A 16,425-nucleotide genomic window follows, 5' to 3' on the forward strand; every position below is an offset into this window, starting at 1 on the left:
GATAGCCCGCGTATACTGGCATGCTTGATCTAGACTCGATTCGCGGAGCGCCCTGCATGTCCGGCAATACTTACGGCAAGCTGTTCACTGTCACCACCGCAGGCGAAAGCCATGGCCCGGCGTTGGTCGCCATTGTCGACGGCTGCCCTCCGGGCCTGGAGTTGTCCCTGGACGACCTGCAGCGCGACCTCGACCGCCGCAAGCCGGGCACCAGTCGCCACACCACCCAGCGCCAGGAAGCCGACGAAGTGGAAATCCTCTCCGGGGTTTTCGAAGGTCGCACCACCGGTTGCGCCATCGGTCTGCTGATCCGCAACACCGATCAGAAGTCCAAGGACTACTCGGCGATCAAGGACCTGTTCCGCCCGGCCCACGCCGACTACAGCTACCACCACAAATACGGCGAGCGCGATTATCGCGGCGGCGGTCGCAGTTCCGCGCGGGAAACCGCCATGCGTGTGGCGGCCGGCGCCATTGCGAAGAAGTTCCTGGCCAGTCAGGGCATCGTCATCCGTGGCTACATGAGCCAGTTGGGTCCTATTGAAATCCCGTTCAAGACCTGGGACTCGGTGGAGCAGAACGCCTTCTTCTGTCCCGACCCGGACAAGGTGCCCGAGCTGGAGGCCTACATGGACCAGTTGCGGCGTGACCAGGATTCGGTCGGGGCGAAGATCACCGTGGTCGCCGAGGGCGTGATGCCGGGCCTGGGCGAGCCGATCTTCGACCGCCTGGATGCCGAGCTGGCTCACGCGCTGATGAGCATCAACGCGGTCAAGGGCGTCGAGATCGGTGCCGGCTTTGCCTGTGTGGCCCAGCGCGGCACCGAACACCGCGATGAGCTGACCCCTGAAGGTTTCCTCAGCAATAACGCCGGCGGCATCCTCGGTGGGATTTCCTCCGGACAGCCGATTGTCGCGCACCTGGCCCTCAAGCCGACCTCGAGCATCACCACGCCGGGTCGTTCCATCGATGTTCACGGCAACCCGGTGGAGGTGATCACCAAGGGCCGCCATGACCCTTGCGTGGGCATCCGCGCCACCCCCATCGCTGAAGCGATGATGGCGATCGTGCTGATGGACCACCTGCTGCGTCACCGTGGGCAGAACGCGGACGTGCGGGTCGACACGCCGGTACTGGGCCAGCTGTAATGCCGGGGGCGCCGCTCCCTTACTGGCGGTTGTCCAGTTTCTACCTGTTCTACTTCGCGTTGCTGGGAGCGACGGCGCCGTTCCTGGCGCTGTACTTCCACCATCTGGGGTTTGCCCCGGCGCGGATTGGCGAGCTGGTGGCGATTCCCATGCTGATGCGCTGCGTGGCGCCGAATATCTGGGGCTGGCTGGGCGACTACACCGGCCGGCGCCTGGCGATCGTGCGCTTCGGCGCCGTCTGCACCCTGCTGGCGTTTTCGCTGATCTTCTTCGACAAAAGCTATGGCTGGCTGGCATTGGTCATGGCCCTGCATGCTTTTTTCTGGCATGCGGTGTTGCCGCAGTTCGAGGTCATCACCCTGGCCCATCTGAAGGTCCAGGGACAAGCGGCGCGCTACAGTCAGATCCGCCTTTGGGGTTCCATCGGGTTCATTCTCACGGTGGTCGCGCTCGGGCGCCTGTTCGAGGCGTTGAGCCTGGATATCTACCCGGTGGCGATCGTGCTGATTATGACCGGTATCGTCCTGAGCAGCGCCTGGGTACCCAATGCCCAGCCGCCGAACCAGGGACCGCGAGTGCCCGGCGAAGGTTTTCTGCGACAGTTGCGCCGCCCCGGGGTACTGGCCTTCTATGCCTGCGTCGCGCTGATGCAGATGAGCCATGGTCCGTACTACACCTTCCTGACCCTGCACCTGGAAAACCTCGGCTATACACGCGGGCTGATTGGTATGCTCTGGGCGCTGGGGGTGGTGGCGGAAGTGCTGATGTTCCTGGCCATGAGCCGGATCCTCGCGCGCTTTTCGGTGCGGCGGGTGTTACTGGCCAGTTTCCTCCTGGCTGCCGTGCGCTGGTTGTTGCTGGGGGCGTTGGCCGATCACCTGATGGTGCTGCTGTTCGCGCAGGTGCTGCACGCGGCGACCTTTGCCAGCTTTCACGCCTCTGCCATTCATTTCGTGCAACGTAGTTTCGGCGCGCGCCAGCAAGGCCAGGGACAGGCGTTGTACGCCGCGCTGGCCGGTACGGGCGGGGCCTTGGGCGCATTGTACGCCGGCTACAGCTGGAACAGCCTGGGACCGGCCTGGACTTTCAGTATTGCCAGCCTGGCGGCGTTGGCCGCGGCGATTATCATTGCGACGCGCATGCAAGAGGAGCGGCCATGAGCCTGACCCGTGAACAATTGAGCCTGGAGATCATCGAGGCCGGGCGCTTTCTGTATGGTCGCGGCTGGTCGCCGGCCACCAGCAGCAACTATTCGACCCGCCTGTCGGCCAGCCAGGTGCTGCTGACGGTGTCCGGCAAGCACAAGGGCCAGTTGGGCCCGGACGATGTGCTCGCCACTGACCTGATGGGCAACAGCCTGGAGCCGGGCAAGAAACCCTCGGCCGAAACCCTGCTGCACACCCAGCTTTATACCTGGCGCGCGCAGATCGGTGCGGTGTTGCACACCCACTCGGTGAATGCCACGGTGCTGTCACGGATGACCCCCGGCGAATTCATCGAGTTCGAAGACTATGAACTGCAAAAGGCCTTCTCCGGGGTCTCGACCCACGAGTCGAAGGTGCGGGTGCCGATCTTCGATAACGACCAGGATATTGCGCGGTTGGCGGCCAAGGTGCAGCCTTGGCTCGAGGCGCATCCCGACTGCGTCGGCTACCTGATCCGCGGGCATGGTCTCTACACCTGGGGGGCGCGCATGAGTGATGCCCTGCGCCAGATCGAAGCGTTCGAGTTTCTCTTTGAATGTGAATTGAAAGTCCGTTCGCTGCGCTTTTCCTGAATATTGCTTTGTGCACGAACTGTTGATTGTCTGATTATCCGGCGTGTCGGACCGGCCTCCAGAGCCGGCCGACGCAGAGCCCCGTCGAGGAATAGAGTCCCATGAGCAGCCTGTCCGTTTATCACGTTTCCACCCCGGACCTCCCGAACAAGGTCCTGACCCACGTCGACGACATCGCTTCGACCCTGGCCGAGCAAGGGGTACGGTTCGACCGTTGGCAAGCCGCCGCGCCGATTCAGCCCGGTGCCAGCCAGGAAGAAGTGATCGCCGCCTACCAGGTACAGATCGACCGCCTGATGACCGAGCGCGGCTACATCACCGTCGACGTCGTCAGCCTCAACAGCGATCACCCGCAGAAGGCCGAGTTGCGCGCCAAGTTCCTCGACGAGCACCGGCATGCCGAAGACGAAGTGCGTTTCTTCGTCGCCGGCCGTGGCTTGTTCACTCTGCACATCGGTGAGTATGTCTATGCCGTGCTCTGTGAAAAGAATGACCTGATTTCGGTTCCGGCCGGCACACCGCACTGGTTCGACATGGGCGAACACCCGCATTTCGTGGCCATCCGCCTGTTCAACAACCCTGAAGGCTGGGTCGCCCAGTTCACCGGCGCGGACATCGCCAAGCGTTTCCCGCGTCTCGAAGACTGAACCCGCCACCCGACCCCGAAGGGATCCGACATGCCGATCAAAGCCATCCTCACGGATATCGAAGGCACCACCAGTGCAGTGAGTTTCGTCTTCGACGTGCTGTTTCCCTACGCGGCCAGATATCTGCCGGATTTTGTCCGGCAGCACGCCGAACGCCCGGATGTGGCGATGCAACTGGGGGCGGTGCGGCTGGACAGCGGTGAGCCGGCGGCGGATGTCGAACGGGTGATCGAGATTCTCCTTGGCTGGCTCGTCGAGGACCGCAAGGCCACGCCGCTCAAGGCCTTGCAAGGCATGGTCTGGCAGCAGGGCTATGCAGCCGGCCTGCTCAAGGGCCATGTGTACCCGGATGCGGTCCAGGCCCTGCGGGATTGGCATGGGCAGGGCTATGGGCTGTACGTGTATTCATCGGGCTCGATCCAGGCGCAGAAGCTGATCTTCGGCTGTTCCGAGGCCGGCGACCTGTCGCCCTTGTTCAGTGGCTATTTCGATACCACCTCGGGGCCCAAGCGCGAAGCCCAGTCCTATCGGCATATCAGCGAAGCCATCGGTTGCCCGGCGAGCCAGATCCTGTTCCTCTCGGATATCGTCGAAGAACTCGACGCCGCACGGCAGGCCGGCCTGCTGACTTATGGCCTGGCGCGCGACGGTGGTGAATTGCCCGGCCACCCAACGGCGAGCAATTTTTCCGAGATTGATCCGACGACACTCTAGTCAGGGCATTAAACAGAGGATGAGCGGCCGGCCTGATTAAAACTTGAGTCGGCCTTATGTACTTAGAGTTGTAGGAAAATGCCTGTTGAAATGTCGGGTATCCCTGTTTGTGTTTGTAGTTGCTTGTTAAATCCCTTTTCTGTGTAACTCTCTGTTTTTTGATGGGTGTTTGTTCGTGGCTAATAAGAGTGAGTCACGGCAGGACGATCTATTGAAACCAGAGGGAGAAACAATGATGAACGTTCCCGAGATGCTGGGTGCCGATACTGTGCACAGGGTTTCGTGCCGGGTGGTCGATATTGCCGATTCACGAGGGCGGCATAAACAGGATTTTATTCAGTCCGCCAAGGAGCCGTCCCACGTCGTTGTCCTGCCGGCGCTGGGCAAGCCCCGCCGATGCCGGCTGTCAAAAAGCAAGACGCTGAGCGAAAAGGAGCTGGAAGTGTTGCGCTGGGCGCGGGCGGGCAAGACCGTCTGGGAAATCAGCGTTATCCGCGATGTTTCCGAAGCCACGGTCAAGTTTCATTTGCGTAATATCTACCACAAGCTGGGTGTGAGTAATCGGGCGCATGCGGTGGGAGAGGCGGTGAATCGTGGTTTGGTGTAACAGGGTGTTGGCAATTTGCATGCGACCCGGCGAAGCGCTGCCTGGATAGTCCGGCAGGCTTCGACAGGGCGCTTGCGGCTTTGCGCTTACTGATAGGTCGGCAGTGCAAAGCGGTTCTGGCTTTGCAACAGGGCGATCGAGGGCAGTTCACCGGGCTCGCTGGCGAGATCACGGCGAATGGCGCTGATCACCCAGGTGAGTTGTTCCGCGGTGTGTAATTGCGCGTAGGAAACCGAGCGCCTGACTTGCTTGCCGTCGCTGGCCAGCAGGGTCAGCAGGATGCCGCCATCCGGACGCGGTTGGGTCGTGACCTTGTAGTTGGAAAACACCGAAGCGAACTTTTCCTGGATCAGGCTCATGTCTATGGACTCCTTTAGCTCATGTAGGGCATAGAGTCATAGGTGCAGTGATTGTGCCAGTATGGTTTTTTTATTAATTTGTTATAAAACAGCAGGTTAAGTTATTTTTGATTTTGCCCGGTCGTGCATTTTGCAAGAAAGGCCATCGTGCATCCTGCATTTTGCCGATGTCTGGTCGCTTGGCGCAGGCCTGGCGTCGGGCTGTTCCGTTGCTTTTATTGATTGTCTCTATGGCAGCGCTTGAAAAATAGGGCATGACAGCGAGCGGGAGGCTCGGGAAACTGAAGGCCTTTACAGCCCTGTCCCAGCAACGCCAAGGAGCGTCCCATGTCCGACCAGGCCCGACAAATGACCGAAGACCAAGCCGCCGAGTTCGCCGAACAGGTGTTCGATGTGGCACGCAAGGGCGATGCGCCGATGCTTGCGGCCCTGTTGAGCAAAGGCCTGCCGCCGAACCTGCGTAACCACAAGGGCGACACCTTGCTGATGTTGGCCAGCTATCACGGACATGTCGATGCAGTGCGGGTGTTGCTGGAGCACCAGGCTGATCCGCAAATACAAAACGACAACGGCCAGAGCCCGATTGCCGGGGCGGCGTTCAAGGGCGACCTGGAGATGGTCCGGTTGCTGATCGAAGGCGGAGCCCAGGTCGAGGGGACGTCGAAGGACGGCCGTACGGCGCTGATGATGGCGGCGATGTTCAATCGCACCACGATTGTCGATTACCTGCTGAGCCAGGGCGCCGATCCCCGGGCCCAGGACGCCAACGGCGTCACCGCATTGGCTGCGGCGCAGACCATGGGCGCGCAGGACACGGCGGCACAGTTGCAGAAAATCCTCGGCTGACAGGCTGCGGCAAACACCGCGCAGCAGCCTTGCTCACTTCTTCGCTGGCTTGCTGCTGCCGGGTACGTGCAGGTAGGACATCACGCTTTCCGTGAGTTCGGTCGCCAGTTTCACCGCCTCCTTATTGCGCGCCATCACCCCGGCCACCAGGCCTTCGATCAACGCCAGGACCGCGATGTTGGAACTGGTCAGTACCGCGTGGTCGGCCGGGGCAAAGAGCACGTGCTGGGCGATGCCGGTCAGCGGCGACGCCGGGGAGTCGGTGATGGCCAGCACCGTGGCGCCACGTTCGTGGGCAAACCGCGAGAGCTGCAACGTATCGAGGGAATAGCGCGGCAGCGAGATCGCCAGGAGAATGTCCTGGTCGGTGATGGCCGCCAGTCGATAAGCGGCGTTCTCGTTACCGCCCTCCATGCTGATGGCGGTCGCGTCGGCGCAGAAGGGCATCAGGGTCGAAGCCGCGAGGCCGGCCATGTAGACACTGTTGCCAAACCCGAGGATGTAGATCTTGCGGGCCTGGGTCAGGCAGGTGACAAAGGCTTCGAAGGTCTCGGGGTGGTTGTTGGTGCCGGTGGTGCCGAGGTTGCCGATCGCGCTCTCGATCTGCTCATGCAGGCCGAAGGCGCCGCCGGGGCGGTGCGCCAGTTCGTTGCGCAGTTTGTCCACCGGCGACACCATTTGCTGCAGGGTGGCGACCAGCTCGGCCTTCATGCCGGTGTAGCCCCCCAGGTTCAGCGCCTTGGCCAGGCGGTTGACTGCGGCGGGTGAGGTGGCGGTGGCCTGTGCCATCTCCTCGATGGTCAGGGTCGCGGCTTTCAACGGATGGCGCAGGATGAAGTCCGCCACCTTGCGCAGCGACGGTTGCAGGTCGGCCACGATTTCCGCCAGTTTGCGCATCACCGGTGCGGCATAGACCGTGGTGTTCTTCGAGGGGGTCGGCATATCCGGCTCAACATGTTCTGGGGGTGGAAGGGAGGGTGCCAAGGCATGAAGTGGGCGCCAGTGTAGCCGAAGCCAACCGTCGACGTGCAGGGCACGGCAACGGTCCGGGCGCGAGGCGAGGGTTATTTCAAGCTGCCGCTGAGGAACTGCTGGAGACGTTCGGACTGCGGCCCCCGCAGCACTTCGCGCGGGTTGCCGCGTTCTTCGACCTGGCCTTTGTGGAGGAATACCAGCTGGTTGGAGACCTCCCTGGCAAAGCCCATTTCGTGGGTCACCACGACCATGGTGCGCCCTTCCAGGGCCAGCTCTTGCATGACTTTGAGCACCTCGCCGACCAGCTCCGGGTCGAGCGCCGAAGTCGGTTCGTCGAAGAGCATCACTTCCGGTTCCATGGCCAGGGCCCGGGCAATCGCCACACGCTGCTGCTCGCCGCCGGACATGTGCGCCGGATAGGCGTTCAGGCGGTGCCCCACGCCGACCTTGTTCAAATAGTGTTCGGCCTTTTCCCGAGCCTCCTTCCTCGGCACTCCAAGGACTTGCACCGGGGCTTCCATGACGTTTTCCACGGCGCTCATGTGCGACCACAGGTTGAAGTGCTGAAACACCATCGCCAGTCGCGAACGCATGCGTTGCAGTTGCTTCGGCTCGGCGGCCTTGAGCCCACCCGAGGCGTTGGCCACCAGCTTGAGCTGTTCGCCATTGAGCCGGATGCTTCCGGCATTGGGTTGTTCGAGCAGGTTGATGCAGCGCAGGAAGGTGCTTTTTCCGGAGCCGCTGGAGCCGATGAGGCTGATCACATCACCGGCTTTTGCCTCCAGCGATACGCCCTTGAGCACCTCGTGGGCACCGTAGCTTTTGTGCAAGTCCTGAATTTCAAGTTTGTTCATGCTGTCCACTCTGCTGAAGTCAGTCGCTGAGCAAGCGACCCTGGCGAATCGGGGTACGGCCGGCGACTTTGGCCAGCCACAGGCCGGGTTGGGCAAAACGCAGGCGTTCGCGGGCGTAGAGAATGCCGTCGGTGCTGGCGGTCACTACGCTGTGCTGGTCGGTCAGTGGGTCGATGACTTCGAACAGCGGATCGCCGACCTTGACCTGTGCGCCCAGTGGCTGCAGGAAACTGACCACGCCCGGGTGCGGTGCATAGGCATATTGCGCACCGGCGAATGGGCTGGCTTCGCAGCAGAAGTCAGGCGCGGCCGGCCATTGACCGCCGATCAGACCCTGTTCGGCCAGATAGCCGAGGATCTGCTCGGCACTGGCGATACAGGATTCGCGATCGGTGTCGGCCATGCCCCGCAATTCAATGGTGGTAGCGACGCAGGCAAGGGGAATATTGGCCCAAGGGAAGCGTTGGGCCAGCTGCACCCAAGGGCTGGCACAGGCTTCATCGAAGGCATTGCCGCCGGCATCCTCGGCCAGCAGGGCGGCCCCGGCCCCCAGGCGCGCGGCCAGGGAACGCAGGCGTGACCAGTTTTGCGGCAGGGCGTAGAGCAGCATGATCGACTCGAAGTCGCAGTGCAGGTCGAGCACCACGTCGGCATCGCAGGCATGGCGCAACAGCAGACGACGCAAACCGTCGAGTTCCGAGGTCGCCGGCGGCAGTTGCTCGATGATCTTGAGCATGGCGCCGCGAATCGCCCGGACATTGGTCTGGGCGTGTTCCCCCAGTTGACCTTCCAACTGCCGGGCCACGGCGTCGGTCAGTTGCACGAAGTCACGATTGAAATTGCTCCCGCTGGAGAATTCGAAGCGGCCCTGATGGGTGGCCTGGAACATCTGTCCGATGCCGATGGGGTTTGCCATCGGCACCAGTTCGATCACCCCGGTCAGGCGCCCCTGATCTTCCAGTTCACGCAGACGCCGCTTGAGTTCGACGGCGACGCGCATGCCTGGCAGTTCGTCGGCGTGCAGGGAGGCCTGGATGTAGGCCTTGCGGGTGCCACTGCCGAATCGAAACAGCGACAGTTGGCGCTCGGTGCCCGTGGCGCTCCAGGGCAGGATGTAGTTGATCTGCTGCATGGGGGGTCCTTAGTGCTTGCGTGGCGCCAGATACGCCAGCCAATGGCGCTCGGCCAACTTGAACAGACGCACGAGGACGAAGGTCATGGCCAGGTAGATCAGGCCGGCGGTGATAAAGGCTTCGAAGGGCAGATAGAAGCGCGCACTGACGGTGCGCGCCGCGCCGGTGATATCGACAAGCGTGACGATCGACGCCAGGCTGGTGGTTTGCAGCATCATCAGTACTTCGTTGCTGTACTGCGGCAACGCGCGGCGCAAGGCCGATGGCAGGAGAATGCGCCGGTACAGGGTCAAGCGCGACATGCCCATGGCCCGGGCGGCCTCGACTTCGCCACCGGGTGTCGACTTCAGGCTGCCGGCGAGCAACTCGGCGCTGTAGGCGCTGGTATTGATCGCAAAGGCCAGGCAGGCGCAAAAGGTCGCACTCGACAGGTAGGGCCAGAGCACACTCTGGCGGACTGCTTCAAACTGTGCCAAGCCGTAGTAGACGAGGAACAACTGCACCAGCATCGGCGTGCCGCGGATCACGTAGGTGTATAGCCAGGCCGGGAAGTTGAGCAGCGGCGAGCGGGAGACCCGCAGCAGTGCCAGGGGGATGGCCAGCATCAGGCCCAGGGCCAGGGAAATCAGCAGCAGCTTGAGGGTCAGCAAGGCTCCCCCGAGATACAGCGGCAGATTTTGCCAGATCAGGTTGTAATCGAGAATCATCGGTAGCTCTCCACTCACAGTTCGGCGGCTTTGATGCCGACCGAATAGTGTTTTTCCAGGTAGCGCAGCACCAGCAGCGACAGGCTGGTCAGCATCAGATAAAGCGCCGCCACGGCGAGGAAGAACGTAAAAGGCTCATGGGTCGCATCGGCGGCGTTCTTGGCCTTGAACATCATGTCCTGCAGGCCGATCACCGAGATCAGCGCGGTGGACTTGGTCAGCACCAGCCAGTTGTTGGTGAAGCCGGGAATGGCGAAGCGAATCATTTGTGGCAGCAGGATCCGTCGGAACACCTGCAGGCCGCTCATGCCGTAGGCGGCCCCGGCTTCGCCCTGGCCGTTGTGGATGGCCATGAACGCACCGCGAAAGGTTTCCGAGAGATAGGCGCCGAAAATGAAGCCCATGGTGCAGACACCGGCCACGAACGGGTTGATGTCGATGTAGTGGCTGTAGCCGAGTGCAAGGGCCAGGCGATTCACCAGATCCTGACCGCCATAGAAAATCAGCAGAATCAGTACCAGGTCAGGGATGCCGCGGATAAGGGTGGTGTAACCCTCGCCCAGCATCGCCAGCCATTTGAGCGGGGATAGCCGAAAAGCTGCACCGATCAGGCCCAGGACAATGGCCTTGGCCATGGCGCTCAGGGCCAGATTGAGGGTCAGCCAGGCACCCTCGAGAATGCTCGATCCGTAGCCGTGGAGCATGATGAAGTTCCTCGCCCGAAGCGCCGCTGGGCGCGCGGGACAAGCTGGAGAAGGGCGCCCGCGGCAAGCCGGCGCCAGGTCTGGGGAAGGCTTATTCGCCGTAGATATCGAACGCGAAGTACTTGGCCTGTATCTGTTGGTACTTGCCATTGGCACGGATGGCGTCGATGGCCGCGTTCAGGCGCGCGGCATTCGCGGTGTCGCCCTTGCGCAAGGCGATACCGGCGCCACGACCGAAGTATTTCGGGTCGTTGATGTCGGGTCCGACCAACGCGAAGCCTTTACCCGCCGGCGTTTTGATAAAACTCTCGTTGGTATTGACGATGTCGGCGAGGGTCGCGTCCAGACGACCCGACGCCAGGTCAAGAAAGGCTTCGTTCTGTGAGGAATAGCGCACGATCTCGATCCCGGCTTTTTCCAGTTGCTCGGTGGCGAAGCGGTCGTAGGTGGAGGAGCGCTGCACGCCGACTTTCTTGCCCTTGAGATCCGCCAGTGGGTCGTTGATCAGGCTGCCGACCTTCATGGCGAACTTGCCCGGCGTGTGGTAGTACTTTTCGCTGAAGTCGACGGACTTCAGACGGTCGTCGGTGATCGACATCGACGACAGCACCGCATCGATCTTGCGCACCTTGAGCGAAGGGATCATCCCGTCGAACTCCTGGATCACCCATTGGCACTTGATCTTCATTTCATCGCACAGGGCGTTGCCGATATCGTAGTCGAAACCGCCGAGGTTGCCTTCCGGGGTCTTGTAGGAGAAGGGCGGGTAGGCGGCTTCGATGCCGATACGCAGACTGTCCTCGTCGGCATGGGCCAGGATGCTGAAGGCACAGAGGGCCAGGGCACCTAGAAGTCCTGTCTTGTTCATATTGTTGACTCCCGTTGTTTGTGAAGCGTGGGCGAGGTGCCGTCCGGTTGGCGTGGCGGGTAGGGCCGCCTGATTTTGTCGTGGCTATAAATGACACGTTTTATTTCATAAATCAATTTTATGAAAATAAAAACGCCAGATGATGGCGTGACGATACTGCCGCCCGGTTCGGCAACCGCGATTCAGGCGCGGACGGACCGGCTTGCGGGGGAATTGGTGTATCCTTCGCGGCCGTCATTTTCTCCGCTGCAGGACCTGTCCATGAAAACCGCCCTCGTCGAACTCATCAGCAAAATCAGCTCCGGCTGCATGAGCGAGGCTGAAATCCTGCGGATCGCCGATGAAGCGGCCCAGGCCTACGCCGACCAGACCGGCTTCCTGGCGGCCAATCCGGACATCAACTACGACGACAGCTTTCCGATTCCCCTGGGCGAGTGGGTGGTGGTCGGCAGCTTGCCCGAGACCGTGCTGTTCCAGGCCGACACCTACATGGATCTGTTCGCCCGGATCGTCGAGTCTTTCGGCAAGGACGTGCCTTTCAACATCAAGCCCAGGCAACTGGCCAAGGTCGAGTCCTTGACCGCCTTGAACCGCATCCAGGTTCAACTGAGCAGCATGAACCCGGAAATGGGCGGCTACGTACTGGTGAATTTCAGTCAGTTGCTCGACGATGAACTCCAGGCGGTGCTGGTCTACGGCAATGACCTGCCGCGGGTACTGGCGTTGTGCGAGGAAGTCGGGATTGCCGCCGCGCCCTCCCTGGAAGCCCTGCGGATCGCGCTGCACGTCTGAGCCCCGCCGTGACAACCCGGCAATAAAGTGAACCCCGGCGCTGGCCGGCTATCCTATGAGGGCAGATCCTCATCAAGGAGCAAGACCATGGGTTCCACTTTCAACGGCCTGATCGGCCTGATCATCCTGGCGCTGGATATCTGGGCCATCCTCAATGTGCTGAAAAGCAGTGCCGAAACCGGGATGAAGATCCTCTGGATCTTGCTGATCATCCTGCTGCCGGTACTCGGCCTGATCATCTGGGCCATCGCAGGGCCGCGTGGCAATCTGCGCTAGTGACAGTCAATACAGGATTGAGCAAGGTACCGACCCGGCAGGGAGCGCATTCTGATTTTGTCTCGGAAATTGCCTACGATTTTGGTCGTCAGGGGCTGATGGTATTTGTACGGATGAAGTCCTAGGGTTTGAACAGGGTAAAAAGCTTGGAAGCTTTGCCCTCAGGCCTCTCCTTGATTCAAGGGAGGAGCTGTCCCAAAACCCTAAGCTAAAGGATTAGCCCATGCAGGAGATGAGTATGGAACAGGCCCAGCTTGAGAAAACCCATGTCGAGATTGCCAAGCTTATCGCCGAGCAGCGCAAGCTCAATGCAGAGGCGGGGAAGATGACACGTGAAACATTCTGGTATCCGGTCGCGATTGCGGTTGGCTTTGTCGGTACCGTATCGACGGTCACCGCACTGCTGATCAAATATCTCGTTCCTTGAGTGTGCAAGCCGGTGGCCTTTGTCCGGGGAAGGTTCGACCTGTCATTATTCGCAACGTAGAATGCGCGCCTTTCTCGGATTGTCGAGGCAATGGCCACGAGCGCCCATTGTTTGTTCGATATCCCGCCATGGGCGGGTGACCGTCCGTTGCAACTCGCATTCACCGGAGCACTTTCCATGAGCAAAACGCCTGAAACCCACTACCAGGAAACCCTCTACGAAGGCTATGGCCAGTGCTTTCGCATGGACAAGCTGCTGCACGAAGTGCGCACCGGGCACCAACACCTGGTGATCTTCGAAAACACCCGCATGGGCCGGGTCATGGCCCTGGACGGTGTCATCCAGACCACCGAGGCCGATGAGTTCATCTACCACGAAATGCTCACCCATGTGCCGATCCTCGCCCATGGCAGCGCCAAGCGTGTGCTGATCATTGGTGGTGGCGATGGCGGCATGCTGCGTGAAGTGGCCAAGCATCGTGGCGTCGAGCACATCACCATGGTCGAGATCGACGCCACCGTGGTCGACATGTGCAAGCAGTTCCTGCCTGAGCATTCCAAGGGCGCGTTCGACGATGCGCGGCTGAACCTGGTGATTGACGACGGCATGCGTTTCGTCGCCACGACCGAGGAAAGGTTCGACGTCATCATCTCCGACTCCACTGATCCGATCGGTCCCGGGGAAGTGCTGTTTTCCGAAAACTTCTACCAGGCCTGCCGTCGCTGCCTGAACGAAGGCGGCATCCTGGTGACCCAGAACGGTACGCCGTTCATGCAGTTGTCCGAAGTGCAGACCACCGCGGGACGCCTGCGCAGCCTGTTCCCGGACTGGCACTTCTACCAGGCGGCGATACCGACCTATATCGGGGGTGCCATGACCTTCGCTTGGGGGGCAACCCACACCGCGTCGCGCAAGTTGTCGCTGGAAACCCTGCGCCAGCGCTTTGCCGGCAGCGGTATCGTCACGCGCTACTACAACCCAGAGATCCACATCGGCGCGTTTGCCTTGCCGCAATACGTATTGCAGGCCGTGAACAAGCCGAGCAACGACTGATACTGCACTCGCAGGCTCGCGATGACCATCAACCAGATCGTCGCGAGCCTGCGCCAAGCCGCAGGTTCATATCCTGCCCAGTAGCACCAGAATCAACAGGACGATCAACACTGTCCCGATCACGCCCGATGGGCCATAACCCCAGCTTCTGGAGTGGGGGAACACGGGCAGGCCGCCGACCAGCAGCAGGATCAGGATGACGATCAGAATAATACTCATGGGGCTTTCCTTGTTCTGTTTTTCGAGGTGCTGTGGCACAGGTTCAGCTGTTTGATAACAGGCTGCTTACATAGGTCCGACTTGAGCGGTAGGGAGAAAATTCAGTTTTTTCCCGATCATTCGTTCTCCCTCGTTTTATTGTTTTATTGATCGACCGTTCCGCCCATGGATGATGTCGAACAATAAAGCCGTGTCTTCCCCCCGACAGTCCCCTCGGCTGCCACTTTGCCTGGAGCATTCAGCAATCTGATGGTGCGTGGGCCTTTGAGCGTCCTTCGCTACACTGCCGCTCATCGTCCTCAGAACCCACAAGGCATCTGCTATGCACAATCGCATCATGATCACTGGCGCCGGCTCCGGTCTTGGCCGCGAAATCGCACTGCGCTGGGCCCGCGAGGGCTGGCGCCTGGCGCTGTCGGATGTCAGCGAACCAGGCCTGCAGGAAACCCTCAGGCTGGTGCGCGAAGCCGGCGGCGACGGGTTCACCCAGCGTTGTGACGTGCGTGACTACAGTCAACTGACGGCGTTCGCCCAGGCTTGCGAGGTCAAGTTCGGCGGCATCGATGTGATCGTCAACAATGCCGGTGTCGCTTCGGGCGGGTTCTTCAGCGAATTGTCCCTGGAAGACTGGGACTGGCAGATCGCGATCAATCTGATGGGGGTGGTCAAGGGCTGCAAGGCGTTCCTGCCGCTGCTGGAACAGAGCAAGGGCAAGATCATCAACATCGCCTCCATGGCGGCGCTGATGCAGGGGCCCGCCATGAGCAACTACAACGTGGCCAAGGCCGGTGTGGTGGCATTGTCGGAAAGCCTGCTGATCGAACTGGCGCAACAGGAAGTCGCTGTGCACGTGGTCTGTCCGTCGTTTTTCCAGACCAATCTGCTGGACTCTTTCCGCGGGCCTACGCCGGCAATGAAAGCCCAGGTCGGCAAGCTGCTGGAAAGCTCGCCGATCAGCGCCAGTGACATTGCCGATTACATCTACACCCAGGTCGGTCTTGGCGAATTCATGATTTTGCCCCACGAGCAAGGGCGCATGGCCTGGGCCCTCAAGCAGAAGAATCCGCAGTTGCTCTATGACGAAATGACGGTGATGGCCGACAAGATGCGGGCCAAGGCCAAACAAGTCCCGAATTGAGCTTGCTCGCCCATCGAGCGCCCGTTAGGGTTGCCAGCAATGTGCAATCCTGACGGGTGTTGAGCGTGATCAATTATCTATGGTTCTTTCTCGCGGCCCTGTTTGAAATCGCCGGTTGTTATGCCTTCTGGATGTGGCTGCGACTGGGCAAGAGCGCCTGGTGGATCGCCCCGGCGTTGTTGAGCCTGACGCTGTTTGCGCTGCTGTTGACCAAGGTCGAGGCGACCTACGCCGGTCGGGCCTATGCGGCCTACGGTGGTATCTACATCATTGCCTCGATCGCCTGGTTGGGCCTGGTCGAACGTATTCGTCCGTTGGGTTCCGACTGGCTGGGCGCCGCCTTCTGCGTCCTTGGCGCGAGCATCATCCTGCTGGGACCACGCTTTTCACAGTCCTGAGTCTGGCTCTCACCGGTAAAATCTCCGGCTTGGCCAAGTAAGCAATCTGATTCTGTAGGGCGAATCGACCCTGTCGGTCAGGGCCGGCTGATTTGCGGCGTGTGCATTGAAGGCGGTCAGCGGGCCGGGCAGTCTTGGGCGCTCATTAACCCTTGAGGATTGAGTGCCATGCTTGTACTGAGCCGCGTCGTGGGCGAGATGATTTCCATCGGCGATAACATCACCGTGCGAATTCTCGCTGTTAACGGTAATCACGTTCGTTTTGGTGTCGAGGCGCCGAAGCACGTCAATGTGCACCGAGCGGAAATCTACCGTCGGATTCTGACCAAGCTGGGTGAGCCGGAGCCTGCCAGCGACCCGGTTGTCTAGCGTTCAGTCAAAGAACTCTTTCGGCACCGCGTGCTTGGGCAGCAACTGGCATTGTTCGCTTTCGATATCGAAGAAGATCACCGCCTGGCCCTTGCTCAAGGCGTGACGCACGCGTAGCACGCGGGTTTCCTGGGGCGTGTCATCACCGTTGTCGGTGCCGTCGCGGCTGACGAAATCTTCGATCAGGCGGGTGAGGGTGTCGGGTTCAAGTTGCTCGTAGGGAATCAGCATGGAATCGTCTCTTGCGGCTATAGGACCTGATGCTACTGTGCCCGGGCGTGTCGAGCTACCTAATGACATGCCGCGCGCGCATTTCGCCGTGTTCTGACAGACATCGGTAGTGCAGAAGGTGTTCCCTTTCGGGCGGGCTGCCAAGGGCAGATCACGCGAATCAGGAATGACCGAATGAATGAT

The 16,425-nt window shown here is 60.8% G+C and carries 22 protein-coding genes and 1 pseudogene; 14 read left to right on the forward strand and 9 right to left on the reverse strand.

What is annotated here, in order from left to right:
• Positions 1–56: 56 nt before the first annotated feature.
• From aroC to M5B99_RS01635, 6 genes and pseudogenes are all read left to right on the forward strand, one after another.
• On the forward strand, positions 57–1,148 hold the full coding sequence (gene aroC / locus M5B99_RS01610; protein ID WP_248802321.1) for a chorismate synthase: 1,092 nt from the start codon (positions 57–59) through the stop codon (positions 1,146–1,148).
• On the forward strand, positions 1,148–2,308 hold the full coding sequence (locus tag M5B99_RS01615; RefSeq protein ID WP_248802322.1) for an MFS transporter: 1,161 nt from the start codon (positions 1,148–1,150) through the stop codon (positions 2,306–2,308). Before aroC ends, M5B99_RS01615 begins: the two co-directional genes overlap by 1 nt.
• Positions 2,305–2,925: a methylthioribulose 1-phosphate dehydratase gene (locus M5B99_RS01620; protein ID WP_248802323.1), complete on the forward strand. Its 621-nt coding sequence runs from the start codon at positions 2,305–2,307 to the stop codon at positions 2,923–2,925. The genes M5B99_RS01615 and M5B99_RS01620 overlap by 4 nt, the downstream gene beginning before the upstream one ends.
• A 101-nt stretch (positions 2,926–3,026) precedes the next feature.
• Entirely contained in the window at positions 3,027–3,572 is a 546-nt protein-coding gene (locus M5B99_RS01625; protein WP_248802324.1) for a 1,2-dihydroxy-3-keto-5-methylthiopentene dioxygenase, read from the forward strand.
• Between the two features lie 30 nt (positions 3,573–3,602).
• Complete coding sequence (gene mtnC, locus M5B99_RS01630) at positions 3,603–4,286, forward strand: acireductone synthase (protein WP_248802325.1); 684 nt, start codon at positions 3,603–3,605, stop codon at positions 4,284–4,286.
• Between the two features lie 427 nt (positions 4,287–4,713).
• Positions 4,714–4,893: pseudogene (locus M5B99_RS01635) on the forward strand (helix-turn-helix domain-containing protein); the annotation flags it as partial.
• 86 nt (positions 4,894–4,979) lie between these two features.
• Here the strand turns inward: M5B99_RS01635 and M5B99_RS01640 are convergent.
• On the reverse strand, positions 4,980–5,252 hold the full coding sequence (locus M5B99_RS01640) for a DUF3509 domain-containing protein (RefSeq protein WP_100939050.1): 273 nt from the start codon (positions 5,250–5,252) through the stop codon (positions 4,980–4,982).
• Positions 5,253–5,579: 327 nt separating this feature from the next.
• Between M5B99_RS01640 and M5B99_RS01645 the strand changes: the two genes are divergently transcribed.
• Positions 5,580–6,098 carry an ankyrin repeat domain-containing protein gene (locus M5B99_RS01645; RefSeq protein WP_248802326.1) on the forward strand — a complete coding sequence of 173 codons (519 nt, stop codon included), beginning with the start codon at positions 5,580–5,582 and terminating at the stop codon, positions 6,096–6,098.
• A gap of 33 nt (positions 6,099–6,131) precedes the next feature.
• Here M5B99_RS01645 and M5B99_RS01650 read toward each other — a convergent pair whose 3' ends face one another.
• From M5B99_RS01650 to M5B99_RS01675, 6 genes are all read right to left on the reverse strand, one after another.
• Positions 6,132–7,040 (reverse strand): MurR/RpiR family transcriptional regulator, encoded by a 909-nt coding sequence (locus tag M5B99_RS01650; protein WP_248802327.1) that lies wholly within the window; start codon positions 7,038–7,040, stop codon positions 6,132–6,134.
• A 122-nt stretch (positions 7,041–7,162) separates the two neighbouring features.
• A complete protein-coding gene (locus M5B99_RS01655; RefSeq protein ID WP_248802328.1) occupies positions 7,163–7,927 on the reverse strand; it encodes an ABC transporter ATP-binding protein in 765 nt (254 codons plus the stop codon).
• Positions 7,928–7,946: 19 nt separating this feature from the next.
• Positions 7,947–9,059: a succinylglutamate desuccinylase/aspartoacylase family protein gene (locus M5B99_RS01660; protein ID WP_248802329.1), complete on the reverse strand. Its 1,113-nt coding sequence runs from the start codon at positions 9,057–9,059 to the stop codon at positions 7,947–7,949.
• 9 nt (positions 9,060–9,068) lie between these two features.
• Entirely contained in the window at positions 9,069–9,767 is a 699-nt protein-coding gene (locus M5B99_RS01665) for an ABC transporter permease (protein WP_248802330.1), read from the reverse strand.
• A 14-nt stretch (positions 9,768–9,781) separates the two neighbouring features.
• Positions 9,782–10,471 (reverse strand): ABC transporter permease, encoded by a 690-nt coding sequence (locus M5B99_RS01670; RefSeq protein ID WP_248802331.1) that lies wholly within the window; start codon positions 10,469–10,471, stop codon positions 9,782–9,784.
• Positions 10,472–10,562: 91 nt separating this feature from the next.
• Positions 10,563–11,339, reverse strand: a complete 777-nt coding sequence (locus tag M5B99_RS01675) for an ABC transporter substrate-binding protein (protein WP_248802332.1) — start codon at positions 11,337–11,339, stop codon at positions 10,563–10,565.
• A 261-nt stretch (positions 11,340–11,600) separates the two neighbouring features.
• Between M5B99_RS01675 and M5B99_RS01680 the strand changes: the two genes are divergently transcribed.
• From M5B99_RS01680 to speE, 4 genes are all read left to right on the forward strand, one after another.
• The gene (locus M5B99_RS01680; protein ID WP_248802333.1) at positions 11,601–12,131 is read left to right on the forward strand and encodes a hypothetical protein; all 531 of its coding nucleotides are present in this window, start codon (positions 11,601–11,603) and stop codon (positions 12,129–12,131) included.
• Between the two features lie 87 nt (positions 12,132–12,218).
• Entirely contained in the window at positions 12,219–12,407 is a 189-nt protein-coding gene (locus M5B99_RS01685) for a PLDc N-terminal domain-containing protein (RefSeq protein ID WP_248802334.1), read from the forward strand.
• Positions 12,408–12,645: 238 nt separating this feature from the next.
• Positions 12,646–12,834 carry a hypothetical protein gene (locus tag M5B99_RS01690; RefSeq protein ID WP_191488733.1) on the forward strand — a complete coding sequence of 63 codons (189 nt, stop codon included), beginning with the start codon at positions 12,646–12,648 and terminating at the stop codon, positions 12,832–12,834.
• Between the two features lie 177 nt (positions 12,835–13,011).
• Complete coding sequence (gene speE / locus M5B99_RS01695; RefSeq protein ID WP_248802335.1) at positions 13,012–13,887, forward strand: polyamine aminopropyltransferase; 876 nt, start codon at positions 13,012–13,014, stop codon at positions 13,885–13,887.
• A 66-nt stretch (positions 13,888–13,953) separates the two neighbouring features.
• Here the strand turns inward: speE and M5B99_RS01700 are convergent, their stop codons facing one another.
• Positions 13,954–14,106 carry a DUF3309 family protein gene (locus tag M5B99_RS01700; RefSeq protein ID WP_248802336.1) on the reverse strand — a complete coding sequence of 51 codons (153 nt, stop codon included), beginning with the start codon at positions 14,104–14,106 and terminating at the stop codon, positions 13,954–13,956.
• A gap of 322 nt (positions 14,107–14,428) precedes the next feature.
• Between M5B99_RS01700 and M5B99_RS01705 the strand changes: the two genes are divergently transcribed.
• The 3 genes from M5B99_RS01705 to csrA all read left to right on the forward strand — a co-directional run bounded on the left by M5B99_RS01705 (position 14,429) and on the right by csrA (position 16,011).
• Complete coding sequence (locus M5B99_RS01705; protein ID WP_248802337.1) at positions 14,429–15,244, forward strand: SDR family oxidoreductase; 816 nt, start codon at positions 14,429–14,431, stop codon at positions 15,242–15,244.
• 65 nt (positions 15,245–15,309) lie between these two features.
• On the forward strand, positions 15,310–15,642 hold the full coding sequence (locus tag M5B99_RS01710; RefSeq protein ID WP_248802338.1) for a YnfA family protein: 333 nt from the start codon (positions 15,310–15,312) through the stop codon (positions 15,640–15,642).
• Between the two features lie 168 nt (positions 15,643–15,810).
• A complete protein-coding gene (gene csrA / locus M5B99_RS01715; protein ID WP_248802339.1) occupies positions 15,811–16,011 on the forward strand; it encodes a carbon storage regulator CsrA in 201 nt (66 codons plus the stop codon).
• Between the two features lie 3 nt (positions 16,012–16,014).
• Here the strand turns inward: csrA and M5B99_RS01720 are convergent, their stop codons facing one another.
• Positions 16,015–16,242, reverse strand: a complete 228-nt coding sequence (locus M5B99_RS01720) for a YheU family protein (RefSeq protein WP_248802340.1) — start codon at positions 16,240–16,242, stop codon at positions 16,015–16,017.
• Positions 16,243–16,425: the final 183 nt, after the last annotated feature.

This window comes from Pseudomonas sp. MWU13-2100, assembly GCF_023242365.1.
GTDB lineage: Bacteria > Pseudomonadota > Gammaproteobacteria > Pseudomonadales > Pseudomonadaceae > Aquipseudomonas.

Excerpts from the sequence above, each read along its gene's own strand:
- M5B99_RS01720 (WP_248802340.1), bottom strand. The coding sequence starts at position 16,242 with ATGCTGATTCCCTACGAGCAACTTGAACCCGACACCCTCACCCGCCTG.
- M5B99_RS01675 (WP_248802332.1), bottom strand. The coding sequence starts at position 11,339 with ATGAACAAGACAGGACTTCTAGGTGCCCTGGCCCTCTGTGCCTTCAGC.
- M5B99_RS01650 (WP_248802327.1), bottom strand. The coding sequence starts at position 7,040 with ATGCCGACCCCCTCGAAGAACACCACGGTCTATGCCGCACCGGTGATG.
- M5B99_RS01690 (WP_191488733.1), top strand. The coding sequence starts at position 12,646 with ATGGAACAGGCCCAGCTTGAGAAAACCCATGTCGAGATTGCCAAGCTT.
- M5B99_RS01700 (WP_248802336.1), bottom strand. The coding sequence starts at position 14,106 with ATGAGTATTATTCTGATCGTCATCCTGATCCTGCTGCTGGTCGGCGGC.
- mtnC (WP_248802325.1), top strand. The coding sequence starts at position 3,603 with ATGCCGATCAAAGCCATCCTCACGGATATCGAAGGCACCACCAGTGCA.
- csrA (WP_248802339.1), top strand. The coding sequence starts at position 15,811 with ATGCTTGTACTGAGCCGCGTCGTGGGCGAGATGATTTCCATCGGCGAT.
- M5B99_RS01665 (WP_248802330.1), bottom strand. The coding sequence starts at position 9,767 with ATGATTCTCGATTACAACCTGATCTGGCAAAATCTGCCGCTGTATCTC.
- M5B99_RS01685 (WP_248802334.1), top strand. The coding sequence starts at position 12,219 with ATGGGTTCCACTTTCAACGGCCTGATCGGCCTGATCATCCTGGCGCTG.
- M5B99_RS01615 (WP_248802322.1), top strand. The coding sequence starts at position 1,148 with ATGCCGGGGGCGCCGCTCCCTTACTGGCGGTTGTCCAGTTTCTACCTG.
- M5B99_RS01620 (WP_248802323.1), top strand. The coding sequence starts at position 2,305 with ATGAGCCTGACCCGTGAACAATTGAGCCTGGAGATCATCGAGGCCGGG.
- M5B99_RS01640 (WP_100939050.1), bottom strand. The coding sequence starts at position 5,252 with ATGAGCCTGATCCAGGAAAAGTTCGCTTCGGTGTTTTCCAACTACAAG.
- M5B99_RS01645 (WP_248802326.1), top strand. The coding sequence starts at position 5,580 with ATGTCCGACCAGGCCCGACAAATGACCGAAGACCAAGCCGCCGAGTTC.
- M5B99_RS01655 (WP_248802328.1), bottom strand. The coding sequence starts at position 7,927 with ATGAACAAACTTGAAATTCAGGACTTGCACAAAAGCTACGGTGCCCAC.
- speE (WP_248802335.1), top strand. The coding sequence starts at position 13,012 with ATGAGCAAAACGCCTGAAACCCACTACCAGGAAACCCTCTACGAAGGC.
- M5B99_RS01680 (WP_248802333.1), top strand. The coding sequence starts at position 11,601 with ATGAAAACCGCCCTCGTCGAACTCATCAGCAAAATCAGCTCCGGCTGC.
- aroC (WP_248802321.1), top strand. The coding sequence starts at position 57 with ATGTCCGGCAATACTTACGGCAAGCTGTTCACTGTCACCACCGCAGGC.
- M5B99_RS01670 (WP_248802331.1), bottom strand. The coding sequence starts at position 10,471 with ATGCTCCACGGCTACGGATCGAGCATTCTCGAGGGTGCCTGGCTGACC.
- M5B99_RS01705 (WP_248802337.1), top strand. The coding sequence starts at position 14,429 with ATGCACAATCGCATCATGATCACTGGCGCCGGCTCCGGTCTTGGCCGC.
- M5B99_RS01660 (WP_248802329.1), bottom strand. The coding sequence starts at position 9,059 with ATGCAGCAGATCAACTACATCCTGCCCTGGAGCGCCACGGGCACCGAG.
- M5B99_RS01625 (WP_248802324.1), top strand. The coding sequence starts at position 3,027 with ATGAGCAGCCTGTCCGTTTATCACGTTTCCACCCCGGACCTCCCGAAC.